The sequence below is a fragment of the Streptomyces alanosinicus genome, assembly GCF_014650595.1.
In the GTDB taxonomy this organism is placed as follows: domain Bacteria; phylum Actinomycetota; class Actinomycetes; order Streptomycetales; family Streptomycetaceae; genus Streptomyces; species Streptomyces alanosinicus.
In genome coordinates, this window is record NZ_BMVG01000038.1 from 1 (window position 1) to 16695 (window position 16695).

17 protein-coding genes are annotated in these 16695 nt (G+C 71.4%); 12 read left to right on the forward strand and 5 right to left on the reverse strand.

The window, feature by feature from the left end:
* Positions 1 to 533: acyl-CoA carboxylase biotin carboxyl carrier protein subunit (locus IE277_RS38390; RefSeq protein WP_189958379.1), on the forward strand; the 533-nt coding region annotated here is incomplete at its 5' end.
* A gap of 193 nt (positions 534 to 726) precedes the next feature.
* Here IE277_RS38390 and IE277_RS38395 read toward each other — a convergent pair.
* Both IE277_RS38395 and IE277_RS38400 read right to left on the reverse strand, forming a co-directional pair.
* Positions 727 to 1656, reverse strand: coding sequence for a DeoR/GlpR family DNA-binding transcription regulator (locus IE277_RS38395; protein WP_268252704.1), 930 nt, complete (start codon positions 1654 to 1656; stop codon positions 727 to 729).
* A 166-nt stretch (positions 1657 to 1822) separates the two neighbouring features.
* Positions 1823 to 3271 (reverse strand): NAD(P)H-quinone dehydrogenase, encoded by a 1449-nt coding sequence (locus IE277_RS38400; RefSeq protein WP_189958380.1) that lies wholly within the window; start codon positions 3269 to 3271, stop codon positions 1823 to 1825.
* 95 nt (positions 3272 to 3366) lie between these two features.
* Here IE277_RS38400 and IE277_RS38405 point away from each other — a divergent pair, with 95 nt between their 5' ends.
* The 4 genes from IE277_RS38405 (at position 3367) to IE277_RS38420 (ending at position 6835) form a co-directional block, all read left to right on the forward strand.
* The gene (locus IE277_RS38405) at positions 3367 to 3804 is read left to right on the forward strand and encodes a gamma-glutamylcyclotransferase family protein (protein ID WP_189958381.1); all 438 of its coding nucleotides are present in this window, start codon (positions 3367 to 3369) and stop codon (positions 3802 to 3804) included.
* A 51-nt stretch (positions 3805 to 3855) separates the two neighbouring features.
* Entirely contained in the window at positions 3856 to 4137 is a 282-nt protein-coding gene (locus IE277_RS38410) for a type II toxin-antitoxin system RelE family toxin (protein ID WP_189958382.1), read from the forward strand.
* 125 nt (positions 4138 to 4262) lie between these two features.
* Positions 4263 to 5087 (forward strand): purine-nucleoside phosphorylase, encoded by an 825-nt coding sequence (locus IE277_RS38415; RefSeq protein ID WP_189958383.1) that lies wholly within the window; start codon positions 4263 to 4265, stop codon positions 5085 to 5087.
* A 119-nt stretch (positions 5088 to 5206) separates the two neighbouring features.
* Positions 5207 to 6835, forward strand: coding sequence for a phospho-sugar mutase (locus IE277_RS38420; protein ID WP_189958384.1), 1629 nt, complete (start codon positions 5207 to 5209; stop codon positions 6833 to 6835).
* 116 nt (positions 6836 to 6951) lie between these two features.
* On the opposite strand, the gene IE277_RS38425 is transcribed toward IE277_RS38420, so the two are convergent.
* Positions 6952 to 7644 (reverse strand): PH domain-containing protein, encoded by a 693-nt coding sequence (locus IE277_RS38425; RefSeq protein WP_189958385.1) that lies wholly within the window; start codon positions 7642 to 7644, stop codon positions 6952 to 6954.
* A 230-nt stretch (positions 7645 to 7874) separates the two neighbouring features.
* Here IE277_RS38425 and deoC point away from each other — a divergent pair, with 230 nt between their 5' ends.
* From deoC to IE277_RS38440, 3 genes are read left to right on the forward strand one after another with little or no spacing between them, the layout of a single operon-like run.
* A complete protein-coding gene (gene deoC / locus IE277_RS38430; RefSeq protein WP_189958434.1) occupies positions 7875 to 8834 on the forward strand; it encodes a deoxyribose-phosphate aldolase in 960 nt (319 codons plus the stop codon).
* A gap of 5 nt (positions 8835 to 8839) precedes the next feature.
* Positions 8840 to 10282, forward strand: coding sequence for an aldehyde dehydrogenase family protein (locus IE277_RS38435; RefSeq protein WP_189958386.1), 1443 nt, complete (start codon positions 8840 to 8842; stop codon positions 10280 to 10282).
* Positions 10275 to 11204, forward strand: coding sequence for an aldehyde dehydrogenase family protein (locus IE277_RS38440; protein ID WP_189958387.1), 930 nt, complete (start codon positions 10275 to 10277; stop codon positions 11202 to 11204). The genes IE277_RS38435 and IE277_RS38440 overlap by 8 nt, the downstream gene beginning before the upstream one ends.
* 97 nt (positions 11205 to 11301) lie before the next feature.
* Here the strand turns inward: IE277_RS38440 and IE277_RS38445 are convergent, their stop codons facing one another.
* Positions 11302 to 11682, reverse strand: coding sequence for a hypothetical protein (locus IE277_RS38445; protein WP_189958388.1), 381 nt, complete (start codon positions 11680 to 11682; stop codon positions 11302 to 11304).
* A 126-nt stretch (positions 11683 to 11808) separates the two neighbouring features.
* Here IE277_RS38445 and IE277_RS38450 point away from each other — a divergent pair, with 126 nt between their 5' ends.
* Entirely contained in the window at positions 11809 to 12444 is a 636-nt protein-coding gene (locus IE277_RS38450) for a uridine kinase family protein (protein ID WP_229882280.1), read from the forward strand.
* A gap of 194 nt (positions 12445 to 12638) precedes the next feature.
* Here the strand turns inward: IE277_RS38450 and IE277_RS38455 are convergent, their stop codons facing one another.
* On the reverse strand, positions 12639 to 13388 hold the full coding sequence (locus IE277_RS38455; protein WP_189958389.1) for a SigE family RNA polymerase sigma factor: 750 nt from the start codon (positions 13386 to 13388) through the stop codon (positions 12639 to 12641).
* Positions 13389 to 13627: 239 nt separating this feature from the next.
* On the opposite strand from IE277_RS38455, the gene afsQ1 reads away from it, so the two are divergent.
* The 3 genes from afsQ1 to IE277_RS38470 are packed head-to-tail and all read left to right on the forward strand — an operon-like array spanning position 13628 to position 16526.
* Entirely contained in the window at positions 13628 to 14305 is a 678-nt protein-coding gene (afsQ1, locus tag IE277_RS38460; protein WP_189958390.1) for a two-component system response regulator AfsQ1, read from the forward strand.
* On the forward strand, positions 14302 to 15927 hold the full coding sequence (locus tag IE277_RS38465) for an ATP-binding protein (protein ID WP_189958391.1): 1626 nt from the start codon (positions 14302 to 14304) through the stop codon (positions 15925 to 15927). The genes afsQ1 and IE277_RS38465 overlap by 4 nt, the downstream gene beginning before the upstream one ends.
* Positions 15924 to 16526: a hypothetical protein gene (locus IE277_RS38470; RefSeq protein ID WP_189958392.1), complete on the forward strand. Its 603-nt coding sequence runs from the start codon at positions 15924 to 15926 to the stop codon at positions 16524 to 16526. The genes IE277_RS38465 and IE277_RS38470 overlap by 4 nt, the downstream gene beginning before the upstream one ends.
* Positions 16527 to 16695 lie beyond the last annotated feature (169 nt).

Below are 16695 nucleotides of genomic sequence, written 5' to 3' on the forward strand. Positions count from 1 at the left end.
CCGCCATCCCCTTCCACCGCGCGGTCGTCAAGGACCCCGCCTTCGCCCCCGAACTCACCGGCTCCACCGACCCGTTCACCGTCCACACCCGCTGGATCGAGACCGAGTTCGTCAACGAGATCAAACCCTTCGCCGCACCCGCCGACACCGAGACGGACGAGGAGAGCGGCCGCGAGACCGTCGTCGTCGAGGTCGGCGGCAAACGACTGGAGGTCTCCCTCCCGTCCTCCCTCGGTATGTCCCTGGCCCGCACGGGCCTCGCGGCCGGCGCCAAGCCGAAGCGCCGCGCGGCCAAGAAGTCCGGGCCGGTGGCCTCCGGCGACACCCTCGCCTCCCCGATGCAGGGCACGATCGTCAAGGTCGCCGTCGAGGAGGGCCAGGAGGTCAAGGAGGGCGACCTGGTCGTCGTCCTGGAGGCCATGAAGATGGAACAGCCCCTGAACGCCCACAAGGCGGGCACCATCAAGGGCCTCGCCGCCGAGGTCGGCGCCTCCGTCACGTCCGGCGCCTCGATCTGCGAGATCAAGGACTGACCGCACGCTCTACGAACGACGCCCGGCGGACCGACTTTCTCGGTCTACCGGGCGTCGCCCTTTTCCCGAAGCTCAGGGCACGGCTTGAGTCCCTAAGGGGCAGCGCCGCCAAGGGGTGCGGGGAACTGCGCGACAAGCGACAACGCACCCGCACCCGCCGAACCACCAGGCACCGCACTGCGACTACGCACCCTCACCGCCGCCGCAGATCAGCGACCCGCCCCCGCTCGGCCCCCGTCGATTCCAACCCCGCACCCGCCCGAAGCGCCACATGCCCCCTCCGCGGCCCCGGCAGGGGTGCGCGCCGCACCGGGGCCTGCTCACCCCCCGCAGGGGCCCCGCTCGCCCCGGCCACGGCGATCTGCACCCCCTGGTCGGCGAGTGCCTGCAACTCGGTGGCGGCACGGTCGTCGTGCGGCGGGGGCTCGTCGGTGACCAGGCGGGTGATGACGTCCGTCGGCACGGTCTGGAACATCGTGTCCGTGCCGAGCTTGGTGTGGTCGGCGAGGACCACGACCTCGGCGGCGGCCTGGACGAGGGCCCGGTCGACGGAGGCCGAGAGCATGTTGGAGGTGGACAGGCCCCGTTCGGCGGTGAGGCCGCTCCCGGAGAGGAAGGCTTTGGACACGCGCAGCCCCTGCAGGGACTGCTCCGCGCCGGAGCCGACGAGGGCGTAGTTGGAGCCGCGCAGGGTGCCACCGGTCATCACGACCTCCACCCGGTTGGCATGGGCCAACGCCTGGGCGACCAGGAGCGAGTTGGTGACGACCGTGAGGCCGGGCACCCGCGCGAGCCGGCGGGCCAGCTCCTGCGTGGTGGTACCCGCGCCGACCACGATGGCCTCGCCTTCTTCGACGAGTCCCGCGGCGAGGTCGGCGATGGCCGTCTTCTCGGCGGTCGCGAGATGGGACTTCTGCGGAAAGCCCGACTCGCGCGTGAATCCACCCGGTAGTACGGCACCGCCGTGCCGGCGGTCGAGGAGTCCTTCTGCCTCCAGTGCCCGCACGTCCCGCCGTACGGTTACTTCGGAGGTCTGGACGACGCGGGCGAGCTCACGGAGCGACACGGCACCGTTCGCACGCACCATTTCGAGGATCAATTGGCGACGTTCAGCAGCGAACACGAAACTGACAGTAACCCCAGCGACCGTCTGCTTTCAGCAGTTTGCGCCGAATAACAGAAGTTGTTCGCATGGCGGGGCGGGAAGTGGTATAGGACCTACTCGCCCCGACCATGCCGTACGCACACGCGGCAACTCCCCGTGACCAGCGAGAAGTCCGCGCACGTCATCAGGCCTCCGCGGTCGCCTTGCGGGTGTGCAGCTGCCGGGCCACTTCCGCGATCGACCCCGAAAGGGAGGGGTAGACCGTGAATGCGTTCGCGATCTGTTCGACCGTCAGATTGTTGTCGACGGCGATCGAGATGGGGTGGATCAGTTCCGAGGCGCGGGGCGCCACGACCACACCGCCGACGACGATGCCCGTGCCGGGGCGGCAGAAGATCTTCACGAAGCCGTCGCGGATGCCCTGCATCTTGGCGCGCGGGTTGCGCAGCAGGGGGAGCTTCACGACCCGGGCGTCGATCTTGCCCGCGTCCACGTCCGCCTGCGTGTAGCCGACGGTCGCGATCTCGGGGTCGGTGAAGACGTTGGAGGAGACCGTCTTCAGGTTCAGCGGGGTCACCGCGTCGCCGAGGAAGTGGTACATGGCGATACGTCCCTGCATGGCGGCGACGGAGGCGAGCGCGAAGATGCCCGTCACATCGCCGGCCGCGTAGACGCCGGGAGCGGTCGTCCGGGACACCTTGTCGGTCCAGATGTGTCCCGAGTCGCGCAGCTTGACGCCGGCCTCCTCCAGGCCGAGCCCGGCGCTGTTCGGAATGGCACCGACGGCCATCAGACAGTGCGAGCCGGTGATGACCCGGCCGTCGGCCAGCGTCACCTCGACCCGGTCGCCGACACGCTTGGCGGACTGGGCGCGGGAGCGGGCCATGACGTTCATGCCACGGCGCCGGAAGACGTCCTCCAGCACGGCGGCGGCGTCCGGGTCCTCGCCGGGCAGCACCCGGTCCCGGGAGGAGACGAGCGTGACCTTCGAGCCCAGCGCCTGGTAGGCGCCGGCGAACTCGGCACCGGTCACACCGGAGCCGACCACGATCAGCTCTTCCGGCAGCTCGGTGAGGTCGTAGACCTGGGTCCAGTTGAGGATGCGCTCGCCGTCGGGCTGGGCGTCGGGCAGCTCACGGGGGTGACCGCCGGTCGCGATGAGGACGGCGTCGGCGGTGAGGGTCTCCTCGGTGCCGTCGGCGGCGGTGACGACGACCTGGCGGGACCCGTCGAGGCCCTGCATGCCGTCCAGCCGGCCGCGCCCGCGCATGACCCGGGCGCCGGCCCGCGTGACGGACGCGGTGATGTCGTGCGACTGGGCGAGGGCCAGCCGCTTCACCCGGCGGTTGACCTTCCCCAGGTCGACGCCGACCACCCGGGCGGCCTGCTCCAGCGGCGGGGTGTCGTCGGCGACGATGATGCCCAGCTCCTCGTAGGAGGAGTCGAAGGTGGTCATCACCTCGGCCGTGGCGATCAGGGTCTTCGACGGCACGCAGTCGGTCAGTACCGACGCTCCGCCCAGACCGTCGCAGTCGACGACGGTCACCTCCGCACCGAGCTGCGCGGCTACCAGGGCCGCTTCATATCCGCCGGGTCCGCCACCGATGATCACGATCCGAGTCACGTACCCCATTGTCCCGCACGCTTCAAGGTGCTACTGCCCGGGGGCACACACGAGTGCCTTCCGGGGCGCGAGTGACGGGACTTTCCCTGCCGTACCCTCTCTTCATGTCGCTCTATGCCGCGTACGCCGGCAACCTCGACGCGCGCCTGATGTCGTTCCGCGCCCCGCACTCCCCGCTGCGCGCCACGGGCTGGCTGAACGGCTGGCGGCTGACGTTCGGCGGTGAACAGCTGGGCTGGGAGGGTGCACTGGCGACGATCGTCGAGGATCCGCTCGCCCAGGTCTTCGTCGGGCTGTACGACATAGCGCCCATGGACGAGGAGTCCCTCGACCGGTGGGAGGGCGGGGGCCTGGACCTCTACCGCCGGGTGCGGGTGCGCGCGCACACCCTCGAAGGCGAGGAGACGGCATGGACGTACGTCCTCAACGGCTACGAGGGCGGGCTGCCCTCGGCGCGCTACCTGGGCGAGATCGCCGACGCGGCGGAGTCGGCCGGGGCGCCCCATGACTATGTGATGGAGCTGAGGAAACGGCCCTGCTGAGGGGGCACCGACTCTAAAATCGAGTGCACGGACGCATCCACGGGAGAGCGCATGGCCCCCACGACCACCTACGACGTCTACTACACGGTCCAGGCCGCGGCGGCCCGCGACCGCCTCGACGAGCGGCAGCGGAACTCGTTCGACAAGGGCATCGCCCTGCTGGCCCGCGACCCCTTCCTCGCGGTGTCCCGGCCCATAGGCTCCACCGGCGACGACCGCACGATCCGGCTCACGCAGAACATCCTGGTGGAGTACACGGTGAGCCGCGGCCGGCTGCTGATCTTCATCGTCGAGGTCTTCAACGACAAGGACGTCCTCATCACCGACGAGTGATCGCCGATGAGTGATCGCACCGCCCGCGGGGCGGCGGCATTCGTTGGAAACGACAAGACAACGATCGCCATCCCGTGGGCTCTGTCATCTACGCGCGTAGGCGAAGAGGAGCTACTCTCGTCGACGTGAACGCATCTCTTCTTCCGGACGACATCCAGGGCGACCCGTACGCCGCCGCCGACGCCGCCGCCGCGCGCCTGCGCGAACTGACCGGCGCCGAGACCCACGACGTCGCCCTCGTGATGGGCTCCGGCTGGGCTCCGGCCGTCGACGCCCTGGGCGCACCCGACGCCGAGTTCCAGGTCACCGAGCTGCCCGGCTTCCCGCCGCCGGCCGTTCAGGGGCACGGCGGCAAGATCCGCTCGTACTCCTTCGGTGACAAGCGCGCCCTGGTCTTCCTGGGCCGCACGCACTACTACGAGGGCCGTGGCGTCGCCTCCGTCGCCCACGGCGTGCGCACCGCGGTGGCCGCCGGCTGCAAGACCGTGGTCCTCACCAACGGCTGCGGCGGCCTGCGCGAGGGCATGCGCCCCGGCCAGCCGGTCCTGATCAGCGACCACATCAACCTGACGGCCACGTCCCCGATCGTCGGTGCGAACTTCGTCGACCTGACGGACCTCTACTCCCCCCGGCTGCGCGCCCTGTGCAAGGAGGTCGACCCCACCCTGGAGGAGGGCGTCTACGCGCAGTTCCCCGGCCCGCACTACGAGACCCCGGCCGAGATCCGCATGGCCCGTGTCATCGGCGCGGACCTGGTCGGCATGTCCACGGTGCTGGAGGCCATCGCCGCCCGTGAGGCGGGCGCCGAGGTGCTGGGCATCTCCCTGGTCACCAACCTGGCGGCCGGCATGACCGGCGAGCCCCTCAACCACGAGGAGGTCCTCCAGGCGGGCCGCGACTCGGCGGCACGGATGGGCGAGCTGCTGGGCCAGGTGCTGGGCAAGCTGTAAGCAGCCCGCTGTTCTGTCGCCCGCTTTCAGCCCGCGTTCTCGCGTGGGCGGGTGGGAAACGGGGGTCTGGGGGCACAGCCCCCAGTGGCCCACGCAAACACGGAGAGGTTGATCCAGACGTGCACGATCTCATCGCACGGGCCGACGCATGGCTCGCCGAGGACCCCGACCCGGAGACCCGCGACGAACTGGCCAAGCTGATCGAGGCCGGTGACACAGCGGAGCTGTCCGACCGCTTCAGCGGCACCCTCCAGTTCGGCACCGCGGGTCTCCGCGGCGAGCTGGGCGCCGGCCCGATGCGCATGAACCGCAGCGTCGTCATCAGGGCGGCCGCGGGCCTCGCCGCCTACCTGAAGAAGAACGGCCAGGCGGGCGGACTCGTCGTCATCGGCTATGACGCCCGCCACAAGTCCGCCGACTTCGCCCGCGACACCGCCGCCGTGATGACCGGCGCCGGTCTGCGCGCCGCCGTGCTCCCCCGCCCGCTGCCCACCCCCGTGCTCGCCTTCGCCATACGGCACCTCGGCGCGGTCGCGGGCGTGGAGGTCACCGCCAGCCACAACCCGCCCCGGGACAACGGCTACAAGGTCTACCTCGGCGACGGCTCCCAGATCGTGCCGCCCGCCGACGCGGAGATCGCCGCCGAGATCGACGCGATCGCCGCCCTGGACGACGTACCGCGCCCGGAGGCCGGCTGGGACATCCTGGACGAGTCGGTCCTGGACGCCTATCTGGCCCGTACGGACGCCGTCCTCGCCGCGGGCTCGCCCCGCACCGCCCGCACCGTCTACACGGCGATGCACGGGGTCGGCCGGGACGTCCTGCTGGCCGCGTTCGCCCGCGCCGGCTTCCCCGAGCCGGTGCTGGTCGCCGAACAGGCCGACCCGGACCCGGACTTCCCGACGGTCGCCTTCCCCAACCCGGAGGAGCCGGGCGCGATGGACCTCGCCTTCGCGCAGGCCCACGCCACCGACCCGGACCTGGTCATCGCCAACGACCCCGACGCCGACCGCTGCGCGGTGGCCGTCCGGGACGGCGCCGACTGGCGGATGCTGCGCGGCGACGAGGTCGGCGCCCTGCTCGCCGCCCACCTGGTCCGCCGGGGCGCGACCGGCGTGTTCGCCGAGTCGATCGTCTCCTCCTCCCTGCTCGGCCGGATCGCCGAGAAGGCGGGCCTCCCCTACGAGGAGACGCTGACCGGCTTCAAGTGGATCGCCCGCGTGGACGGCCTGCGCTACGGCTACGAGGAGGCCCTCGGCTACTGCGTGGACCCCGAGGGGGTCCGCGACAAGGACGGCATCACGGCCGCGCTGCTGATCACGGAGCTGGCCTCGCAGCTCAAGGAGGAGGGCCGTACCCTCCTGGACCTCCTCGACGACCTCGCCGTCGAGCACGGTCTGCACGCCACCGACCAGCTCTCGGTCCGTGTCCAGGACCTCTCGCTGATCGCGGACGCGATGCGCCGCCTGCGCGAGCAGCCGCCGACCGAGCTGGCGGGCCTGGCCATCACCAGGGCCGAGGACCTCACGCAGGGCACGGACAGGCTGCCGCCCACGGACAGCCTGCGCTACACGCTCGACGGCGCCCGGGTGATCGTCCGCCCGAGCGGCACCGAGCCCAAGCTGAAGTGCTACCTGGAGGTCGTCGTACCGGTCGCGGACCACGCAGGTCTGCCGGCCGCCCACGCGGAGGCGGCGCAGCTGCTGACCGCGCTGAAGCGGGATCTGTCGACGGCCGCCGGCCTCTGAGCCGTACGCACGCCGAAGGGGTGCCCCCAGCCCGGGGGCACCCCTTTCCTCCTTCGCGTCCGATCTCCTTCGCCTCCGACGTCTCTCCTTCGCCTCCGGCGTGGCCGCCGGCCCGCTCAGCCGGTCGCCAGCAGGATCGCGAGCAGGACCGCGCCCGCCGCCGCCGGGGCGATCACCTCGTACGCCCAGCGCACGGTGACCTCTCCCTGCGCCGACTCCGCCTCGCCCCGCAGTTCCAGCATCTCCCGCAGCTCGTCCATGACCTGGTCGGTGTCCGCGCGAGTCGCTCCGTCCGCCGCGGCGGAGTCACCGGCGCCGCCGAAGACACCGAGGCCGCCGAGCCCGCGGCTCGGGGCGGCGCCGCCGCGTGCCGCGTCAGCGGCCGCGCGCGACTTGCGGGCCTCCGCCTTCTTGCGGGCCCGCAGCGAGACGGGGACGGCCCACAGCTGGTACTTGCGGCCGGACTTGGCGACGACCTCGTTGGAGTAGCCGGAGCGCAGCGAGACGATCTCGCCCCAGGGCAGGCCGACCACCCGGAACGGGTTGCGGATGCGCAGCCGGTCCTCGTTCGCGAAGACCGCCGGACGCAGCGTGAAGGCGGTCACCAGCGGCACGATCAGGATCATCCCGGCGAGCGCCAGCCAGGGTGCGCGGCCATGGCCCTGGAACAGCGCGTCGAAGCCGAGCCAGCCGACGACGAGCAGCAACAGCACGCCGCCCGCGAGCGCCATGGGCGAGCGGTAGATCCGGTCCTTGGCCGTGGGTACCGGCGACTGTGACGCGGGTGACTGGTGGTCCGGGGTGGTCATGGCCCAAGTCTGCCGCATGCCTGCGGCGCCTCGCCGATCGCCCGGGCATCGGGATGCAATCCCCGAGCGCGCGGCATGGAATCCGTGAGCCCGCGGGATGCAATCCCTGAGCCTGCGGGATGCAATCCCTCAGCCCGCGGTCCAGCGCTCATCCGTGATAGCCGACTCAGATGTGAGCGAGCTCGGGGCTATACATCCGCTACGCGCGTAGATATGCTCGTCTGGTGACCATGCCCACTACCGCACCCACAGCTCACGCTCTCTCGGATGTCACCGCGTCCGACAGCACGCTGCGCCGCTTCCTGCACGGGCTGCCCGGCGTCGACGCGGTCGGCCTGGAGGCGCGCGCCGCATCTCTCGGCACCCGTTCCATCAAGACCACCGCGAAGGCGTACGCCATCGACCTCGCCATCTCGATGGTCGACCTGACGACGCTGGAAGGCGCGGACACCCCGGGCAAGGTCCGGGCGCTCGGCGCCAAGGCGGTCCACCCGGACCCGACGGACCGGACGACCCCCACGACCGCGGCCGTCTGCGTCTACCCCGACATGGTGGCCGTCGCCAAGGAGGCCGTCGCCGGTTCCGGCGTGCAGGTCGCCTCGGTCGCCACCGCCTTCCCGGCCGGCCGCGCCGCCCTCGACGTGAAGCTGGCCGACGTGCGCGACGCCGTCGCCGCGGGCGCGGACGAGATCGACATGGTCATCGACCGGGGCGCCTTCCTCTCGGGCAAGTACCTGAAGGTGTACGACGAGATCGTCGCCGTGAAGGAGGCCTGCGGGACGAGCGCCCGGCTGAAGGTCATCTTCGAGACCGGCGAGCTGTCGACGTACGACAACATCCGCCGTGCCTCCTGGCTCGGCATGCTGGCCGGCGCCGACTTCATCAAGACCTCGACGGGCAAGGTGGCGGTCAACGCCACGCCCGCCAACACCCTGCTGATGCTCCAGGCCGTGCGCGACTTCCGCGCCCAGACCGGCGTCCAGGTCGGCGTGAAGCCCGCCGGCGGCATCCGCACCACCAAGGACGCGATCAAGTTCCTGGTCCTGGTCAACGAGACCGCCGGCGAGGACTGGCTGGACAACCACTGGTTCCGCTTCGGCGCCTCCTCGCTCCTGAACGACCTGCTGATGCAGCGTCAGAAGCTGGCCACCGGCCGCTACTCCGGCCCCGACTACGTGACGGTGGACTGATCACCATGGCATCCGCATCCGCATTCGAGTACGCACCGGCGCCCGAGTCCCGCGCCGTCGTCGACATCGCGCCCTCCTACGGCCTGTTCATCGACGGCGAGTTCGTCGAGGCGGCCGACGGCAAGGTCTTCAAGACGGTCAGCCCGTCCACCGAGGAGGTCCTCTCCGAGGTCGCCCAGGCGGGCGCCGAGGACGTCGAGCGCGCCGTGAAGGCCGCCCGCAAGGCCTTCGCGAAGTGGTCGGCGCTGCCCGGCTCCGAGCGCGCCAAGTACCTCTTCCGCATCGCCCGGATCATCCAGGAGCGCAGCCGTGAGCTGGCAGTCCTGGAGACGCTGGACAACGGCAAGCCGATCAAGGAGACCCGCGACGCGGACCTCCCGCTGGTCGCCGGGCACTTCTTCTACTACGCGGGCTGGGCCGACAAGCTCGACCACGCGGGCTTCGGTGCGAACCCGAAGCCGCTGGGCGTGGCCGGTCAGGTCATCCCGTGGAACTTCCCGCTCCTCATGCTGGCGTGGAAGATCGCCCCGGCCCTCGCGACCGGCAACACGGTCGTCCTGAAACCCGCCGAGACGACCCCGCTGTCCGCCCTGTTCTTCGCGGACATCTGCCGCCAGGCCGGCCTGCCCAAGGGTGTCGTCAACATCCTTCCGGGCTACGGCGACGCGGGCGCCGCGCTCGTCGCGCACCCGGACGTGAACAAGGTGGCGTTCACGGGCTCGACGGCCGTCGGCAAGGAGATCGCGCGGACCGTCGCCGGCACCCGCAAGAAGCTCACCCTGGAGCTGGGCGGCAAGGGCGCCAACATCGTCTTCGACGACGCCCCGATCGACCAGGCCGTCGAGGGCATCGTGACCGGCATCTTCTTCAACCAGGGCCAGGTCTGCTGCGCGGGCAGCCGGCTGCTGGTGCAGGAGTCGGTCCAGGACGAGCTGCTGGACTCCCTCAAGCGCAGGCTCTCCACCCTCCGCCTCGGCGACCCGCTGGACAAGAACACCGACATCGGCGCGATCAACTCCGCCGAGCAGCTGGCCCGGATCACCGCGCTGGCCGAGCAGGGCGAGGCGGAGGGCGCCGAGCGCTGGTCCCCGGCCTGCGAACTGCCCTCCTCCGGCTACTGGTTCGCCCCGACGCTGTTCACGAACGTCACCCAGGCGCACACCATCGCCCGCGACGAGATCTTCGGCCCGGTGCTGTCGGTCCTCACCTTCCGCACGCCGGACGAGGCGGTCGCCAAGGCGAACAACACGCAGTACGGCCTGTCGGCGGGCATCTGGACCGAGAAGGGCTCCCGCATCCTGGCGGTGGCGAGCAAGCTCCGCGCGGGCGTGATCTGGTCCAACACGTTCAACAAGTTCGACCCGACCTCGCCGTTCGGCGGCTACAAGGAGTCGGGCTTCGGCCGCGAGGGCGGCCGACACGGCCTGGAGGCGTACCTCGATGTCTGAGAAGACCGAAAAGACCGAACCGCGACTGTCGGTCTTCAAGACCTACAAGCTGTACGTCGGCGGGAAGTTCCCGCGTTCCGAGAGCGGCCGGGTGTACGAGGTGACCACGCAGACATCAGCCGCCGGCGCGGCGGGCAAGGGCAAGTGGCTGGCCAACGCTCCGCTTGCATCCCGCAAGGACGCCCGTGACGCGGTCGTGGCCGCGCGCAAGGCGTTCGGCGGCTGGTCCGGCGCGACGGCGTACAACCGCGGCCAGGTCCTCTACCGCGTCGCGGAGATGCTGGAGGGCCGCCGCGAGCAGTTCGTGCGCGAGGTCGCCGACGCGGAGGGCCTGTCCAAGGCGAAGGCGGCCGCGGTCGTGGACGCCGCGATCGACCGCTGGGTCTGGTACGCGGGCTGGACCGACAAGATCGCCCAGGTGACCGGCGGCGCCAACCCGGTCGCGGGCCCGTTCTTCAACCTGTCCTCGCCCGAGCCGACCGGCGTGGTCGCCGTCCTGGCCCCGCAGAAGTCGTCCTTCCTGGGCCTGGTCTCGGTCGTCGCCCCGGTGATCGCCACCGGCAACACGGCGGTCGTGATCGCGAGCGAGAAGTCCCCGCTCCCGGCCCTCTCCCTGGCCGAGGTGCTGGCCACCTCCGACGTGCCCGGCGGCGTGGTCAACGTCCTGTCCGGCCGTACGGCGGAGATCGCGGCGCCGCTGGCCGCGCACCAGGACGTCAACGCGATCGACCTCGCGGGCGCCGACGAGGCGCTGGCGAAGGAGCTGGAGATCGCGGCGGCCGACAATCTGAAGCGCACGCTCCGTCCACAGGCTGTGGATTACTTCGACACGCCGGGCATCGACCGGCTGACGGCGTTCCTGGAGACCAAGACGGTCTGGCACCCGACGGGTTCGCTGGGCGCGTCGGGCTCGTCGTACTGACCGGGACACCACCGCACCGGGCCGGTTCGGCCCGCACGACCGAGAGCCGCGTCCTCCCTCCGTCCGGGGAGGGCGCGGCTCTCTCGTCCACGGCCGGCTACCGCATCCCGGCCATGCCGCCCAGCACCCCGCCGAGCCCTTCCGTCACCGGAACGATGCCGATCGGGCCCGTGCGGGCGAGCGGTCCGGTCAGGCTGGCGAGGTCGCCTTCGTCCACCGGAAGGACCCGGGTGTGGGCGATCGGGGTGTACTGGAGCGCCTCCAGGGGCACGGCGGCGTAGTCGGTCAGCCCCGGCACCTGGGTGCCGGCCGCCGGGGACGTCGCCCCGAGCAGGGCGGTGTGCCCGGGTGCCTCCGCGGCGCGAGCGGCGTCCGCGGACGCCGTGGCCACCCCCGCGCCCAGCGCCGCCGAGGCGGTCGCGAGGACGATCAGGGCGCGCTTCGCGCTGTGGTTGAGGGGGGACGCGTGTCGTGCCATCTGGGGGCCACCTTGCATTGCGTTGGGTAACGAGTTCGACACGAAGAGTAGTTGAGGCGAGGGTCACGCTCAAAAGCCGACCCGCGGGGTCGGCAGGCGGCCCGCCATGCGTCAAACTGGTGTTCCGTGAGCCTTCATCTCCCGTCCCCCGCCCGTGTCGTGCTGCTGTGCGGCCCCTCGGGCTCGGGCAAGTCCCTCGTCGCCGCCCGTTCCGGGCTCCCCGTGCTGCGCCTCGACGACTTCTACAAGGAGGGCGACGACCCGACTCTGCCCCTGGTGGAGGGGAGTTCGGACATCGACTGGGACCACCCGCGGTCCTGGGACGCGGACGTCGCCGTCGAGGCCATCGCCCAGCTGTGCGCCACCGGGTCGACACCGGTGCCGGTGTACGACATCGGGCGGAGCGCCCGTACCGGCGCGGAGACGCTGCGCATCGGCCGTACCCCGCTGTTCGTCGCGGAGGGGATCTTCGCGGCGGAGATCGTCGAGCGCTGCCGTGAACTGGGGGTGCTGGCGGACGCGCTGTGCCTGACCCGGGGCTCCGTCACCACCTTCCGCCGCCGCTTCCTGCGCGACCTGAAGGAGGGGCGCAAGTCGGTGCCGTTCCTGCTGCGCCGCGGCTGGCGGCTGATGCGCACGGAGCGGTCGATCGTGACCCGCCAGGTGGCCCTGGGCGCGCATCCGTGCGGCCGGGACGAGGCGCTGGGCCGGCTGGCCGCCGCGGCGGCGGGACGGCACACACACCAGCAGTCGGCGGCGTAGGGCTCCCGCCCGCGCGAAGGAAACCCACACGAAGAAAGCGGGACTGGACGGACCCCCCGGCCCTCCAGTCCCGCTCCCTCTTTCCCCCGTTCCCCCGATTCCCCTCCCTCGTTCGTCCCCCGTGGACCCACCCCCCGGTGGTTCCCGTTCTCCCCCGTGTCCCCCTCGGGTCACCCCCCAGTGACCCCTTGCCTTCAGGCGACCAGTTCGCCGAAGGCGTCCTCCTCGTCACGGCCGAAGCTGAGGACCTCGTCCTCGCGCAGCCGACGGAGCGACCGCCAGATGCTGGACTTCACCGTGCCGACACTGATGTCGAGGATCTCCGCGATCTCCGGGTCCGTACGGCCCTCGTAGTAGCGCAGCACCAGCATGGTGCGCTGCAGCTCGGGCAGTCGGGCCAGCGCCTGCCACAGGACCGCGCGCAGTTCGGTGCCGCGCATCGCGTCCGTGTCGGAGGGCGTCTCCGGCAGTTCCTCGGTCGGGTACTCGTTGAGCTTGCGGCGCCGCCAGGCGCTGATGTGCAGATTCGTCATGGTGCGGCGGAGGTATCCGCCGACCGCCGCCTTGTCACTGATCCGGTCCCACGCCTTGTACGTCGAGAACAGCGCGCTCTGCAGCAGGTCCTCGGCCTCGAAGCGGTCGCCGGTCAGGTGGTAGGCGGTGGCGTACAGGGAGGCGCGGCGCTCCTGGACGTAGGCGGTGAACTCCGCCTCCGTCAGGGAGCGCCGCTGCTCCCCCGAGTCCTCCCTGTACGCGGATCCCCCGTGCGCTCCCTTGTTCTCCCCCGCGTGTCCGTCAACCACCGTCATGTACGCGGTGTGCTGACGCCCGGTGCCGCGAGCGCACCCCCGCCCGCTCACGGCACCGGACTTCTCGGACCCCCGGTTCACATCGTGCAGACGCGTGATTACGGCGCTGGTGCTGATGCTGTGCAGCGTGTTCATCTCGCGCTCCCCGTTGTGGACTTCCGGTGGTTCGGTCGTACCGGGCCGGTTCGGTCTGCCGCCCTGCCCGTGACCAAAAGACTGCCGGGGTGACTTCATGGACGTGTCCGCCGACTGTCACAGACCTGTCACAGGGGCCCCACCCAGGACCATCACAGGACGTGCACAGAGAGTGGCGGTAGGAAAGGCCTGGTGCGCGCAGGTCGTACGACACCCTGTCCATGGGCCAGAATGTGCGAGTGCCTTCCCTGTTGCTGATCGAGGACGACGACGCCATCCGGACGGCCCTGGAGCTCTCTCTGACGCGCCAGGGCCATCGCGTGGCGACCGCTGCCAGCGGTGAGGACGGTCTGAAGCTGCTGCGTGAGCAGCGGCCCGACCTGATCGTGCTGGACGTCATGCTGCCCGGCATCGACGGCTTCGAGGTGTGCCGGCGCATCCGGCGCACCGACCAGCTGCCGATCATCCTGCTGACCGCGCGCAGCGACGACATCGACGTCGTGGTCGGACTGGAGTCCGGAGCCGACGACTACGTCGTCAAACCCATCCAGGGCCGGGTGCTGGACGCCCGCATCCGGGCCGTGCTGCGGCGCGGGGAGCGCGAGTCCAGCGATGCGGCGACCTTCGGCAGCCTCGTCATCGACCGCTCGGCGATGACCGTGACGAAGAACGGCGAGGATCTGCAGCTGACCCCGACCGAGCTCAGGCTGCTGCTGGAGCTGAGCCGGCGGCCCGGTCAGGCGCTGTCCCGCCAGCAGCTGCTGCGGCTGGTGTGGGAGCACGACTACCTGGGCGACTCGCGCCTGGTGGACGCGTGTGTGCAGCGGCTGCGCGCCAAGGTGGAGGACGTGCCCTCGTCCCCGACCCTGATCCGTACCGTCCGTGGTGTCGGCTACCGCCTGGACTCGCCTCAGTGACCGAGAAGCAAGGGGGGCTGCGCGGCTGGGCCGCGGGGCGCAAGGGAAATCTGTCACGGCTCAGGTTCACCAGCCTCAGGCTGCGCCTGGTCGTCGTCTTCGGGCTGGTCGCGCTCACGGCGGCCGTGTCGGCGTCGGGCATCGCCTACTGGCTCAACCGCGAGGCGGTGCTCACCCGCGCCCAGGACGCGGTGCTGCGTGACTTCCGGCAGGAGATGCAGAACCGCGCGGGCGCGCTGCCGGAACACCCCACCCAGGACCAACTCCAGCGCGCGGCGGGCCAGATGGCGGCCAGCAGCCAGCGCTTCAGCGTGCTCCTGGTCGCCCAGGACACGGGCGGCAAGACGGTGTACGGCAACTCGGGCGGCATCAACGGCTTCGCGCTGGAGGACGTCCCGAAGACGCTGCGCACGGCCGTGAACAGGCAGCAGAAGGTGACCGACGCCAACAAGGAGCCGTACCACCTGTACTGGCAGCGGGTCGTGGAGCACGGCACGCCGTATCTGGTGGCCGGCACCCAGGTGATCGGCGGCGGCCCCACCGGCTATATGGCCAAGTCCCTGGAGCCGGAGGCGAAGGACCTCAACTCGCTGGCCTGGTCGCTGGGCATCGCCACCGGGCTCGCCCTGATCGGCGCCGCGCTGCTCGCGCAGGCCGCCGCCACCACCGTGCTGAAACCGGTGCACCGGCTGGGCGTGGCCGCCCGGCGGCTCGGCGAGGGCAGGCTGGACACCCGGCTGCGGGTCTCCGGCACGGACGAACTCGCCGATCTGTCACGGACGTTCAACAACGCCGCCGAGGCGCTGGAGAAGCGGGTCGCGGAGATGGCCGCGCGGGACGACGCGTCCCGCCGCTTCGTCGCGGACATGAGCCATGAGCTGCGCACACCGCTGACGGCGATCACCGCGGTGACGGAGGTGCTGGAGGAGGAACTGGAGGCGGAGTCGGGGTCGATGGACCCGATGATCGAGCCCGCCGTCCGGCTCGTCGTCAGCGAGACCCGTCGCCTCAACGACCTGGTCGAGAATCTGATGGAGGTCACCCGCTTCGACGCGGGCACCGCCCGGCTGGTCCTGGACGACGTCGACCTCGCCGACCAGATCACCGCCTGCATCGACGCCCGCGCCTGGCTGGACGCGGTCGACCTGGACGCCGAACGCGGCATCCACGCCCGCATCGATCCGCGCCGGCTGGACGTCATCCTCGCCAACCTGATCGGCAACGCGCTCAAGCACGGCGGATCGCCGGTGCGGGTGTCGGTGCGCGTGTCCGACGCGCAGGACGCGGATGTGGTGATCCAGGTCCGCGACCACGGACCCGGCATCCCCGAGGACGTCCTGCCGCACGTCTTCGACCGCTTCTACAAGGCGAGCGCCTCCCGGCCGCGCTCCGAGGGCAGCGGCCTCGGGCTGTCCATCGCCATGGAGAACGCCCATATCCACGGCGGCGAGATCACCGCCGCCAACTCGCCCGACGGCGGCGCGGTGTTCACCCTGCGGCTGCCGCGGGACGGCTCCCGGCTGACCGAGGAGCCCGACGAAGGCGAGCGGAACGGCGACGGCGGCGCGGGGAATCCAGGAGAGACAGGCGGCTCGGGAAGTTCAGGAAAGGAGGGGTCATGACCGTACGACGCCTGCTGGCGCTGCCCCTCCTGGGCCTGCTGCTCAGCGGCTGCGGCATCCGGGCCACCCAGGTGCCGACCGACTTCGGCGCCGCGCCCTCGCGGGTGCCGTGCTCCCTGCCCGGCCCCGATCTGTCCGCGCAGTCCGCGCGGGGTGTGCCCGTGCAGGTCTTCCTGCTGTGCGGGGCGTCCCTGGTGGCCGTCGACCGCGCGGTGCGCGTCCCTGAGGGCACCCCGGACGCACGGCGCCGGGTGATCGTGGCACAGGGCCTGCTGGACCAGCTCGCGGCGTCCCCCTCGGCCGCGGAGCGCTCCGCGGGCTATACGACGTATGTGCAGGGCGGTCTCAGTGTGCGCGGGCCCGGCCCGAAGGACCCCGAGGACGCGCTCCGGCTGAGCACGCCCCCGTCGCGTCTGGCCTCCTACGCGCTGGCGCAGCTGGTGTGCACCCTGTCCGACTCGGCGGCGACGGAGGGCGACGGCTCGGTCATCCTGGGCGGCCCGGACACCGGCCTTCTCCACCGCTACGCGTGCACGGCCGACGTCCGCGACCGCCCGGGCAACGCGGTCCCGCCGTCGAGCACGGTCGTGGGCAGGTAGCGGGATCCGCCGCGGGCGTGTCGCGGCCCCCGCCGGGCCGCGACGGCTGCGGCGGCGCTGCGGCCACGGCCGCGACGATGGCCGCGGCCATGGCTGCGGCGATGGCCGCGGGGTGGCGAAAAAAGTTCCAGCCCGGAACCGTTGCGGCCCGGCGGTGCGTCTAGGGGTG

What these genes read in the sequence shown, in the direction of transcription:
- IE277_RS38400 (WP_189958380.1), bottom strand. Translation starts at nt 3,271, where the DNA reads ATGGGGTACGTGACTCGGATCGTGATCATCGGTGGCGGACCCGGCGGA.
- IE277_RS38425 (WP_189958385.1), bottom strand. Translation starts at nt 7,644, where the DNA reads ATGACCACCCCGGACCACCAGTCACCCGCGTCACAGTCGCCGGTACCC.
- deoC (WP_189958434.1), top strand. Translation starts at nt 7,875, where the DNA reads ATGCCCACTACCGCACCCACAGCTCACGCTCTCTCGGATGTCACCGCG.
- IE277_RS38455 (WP_189958389.1), bottom strand. Translation starts at nt 13,388, where the DNA reads ATGAACACGCTGCACAGCATCAGCACCAGCGCCGTAATCACGCGTCTG.
- IE277_RS38435 (WP_189958386.1), top strand. Translation starts at nt 8,840, where the DNA reads ATGGCATCCGCATCCGCATTCGAGTACGCACCGGCGCCCGAGTCCCGC.
- IE277_RS38405 (WP_189958381.1), top strand. Translation starts at nt 3,367, where the DNA reads ATGTCGCTCTATGCCGCGTACGCCGGCAACCTCGACGCGCGCCTGATG.
- IE277_RS38440 (WP_189958387.1), top strand. Translation starts at nt 10,275, where the DNA reads ATGTCTGAGAAGACCGAAAAGACCGAACCGCGACTGTCGGTCTTCAAG.
- IE277_RS38445 (WP_189958388.1), bottom strand. Translation starts at nt 11,682, where the DNA reads ATGGCACGACACGCGTCCCCCCTCAACCACAGCGCGAAGCGCGCCCTG.
- IE277_RS38470 (WP_189958392.1), top strand. Translation starts at nt 15,924, where the DNA reads ATGACCGTACGACGCCTGCTGGCGCTGCCCCTCCTGGGCCTGCTGCTC.
- IE277_RS38410 (WP_189958382.1), top strand. Translation starts at nt 3,856, where the DNA reads ATGGCCCCCACGACCACCTACGACGTCTACTACACGGTCCAGGCCGCG.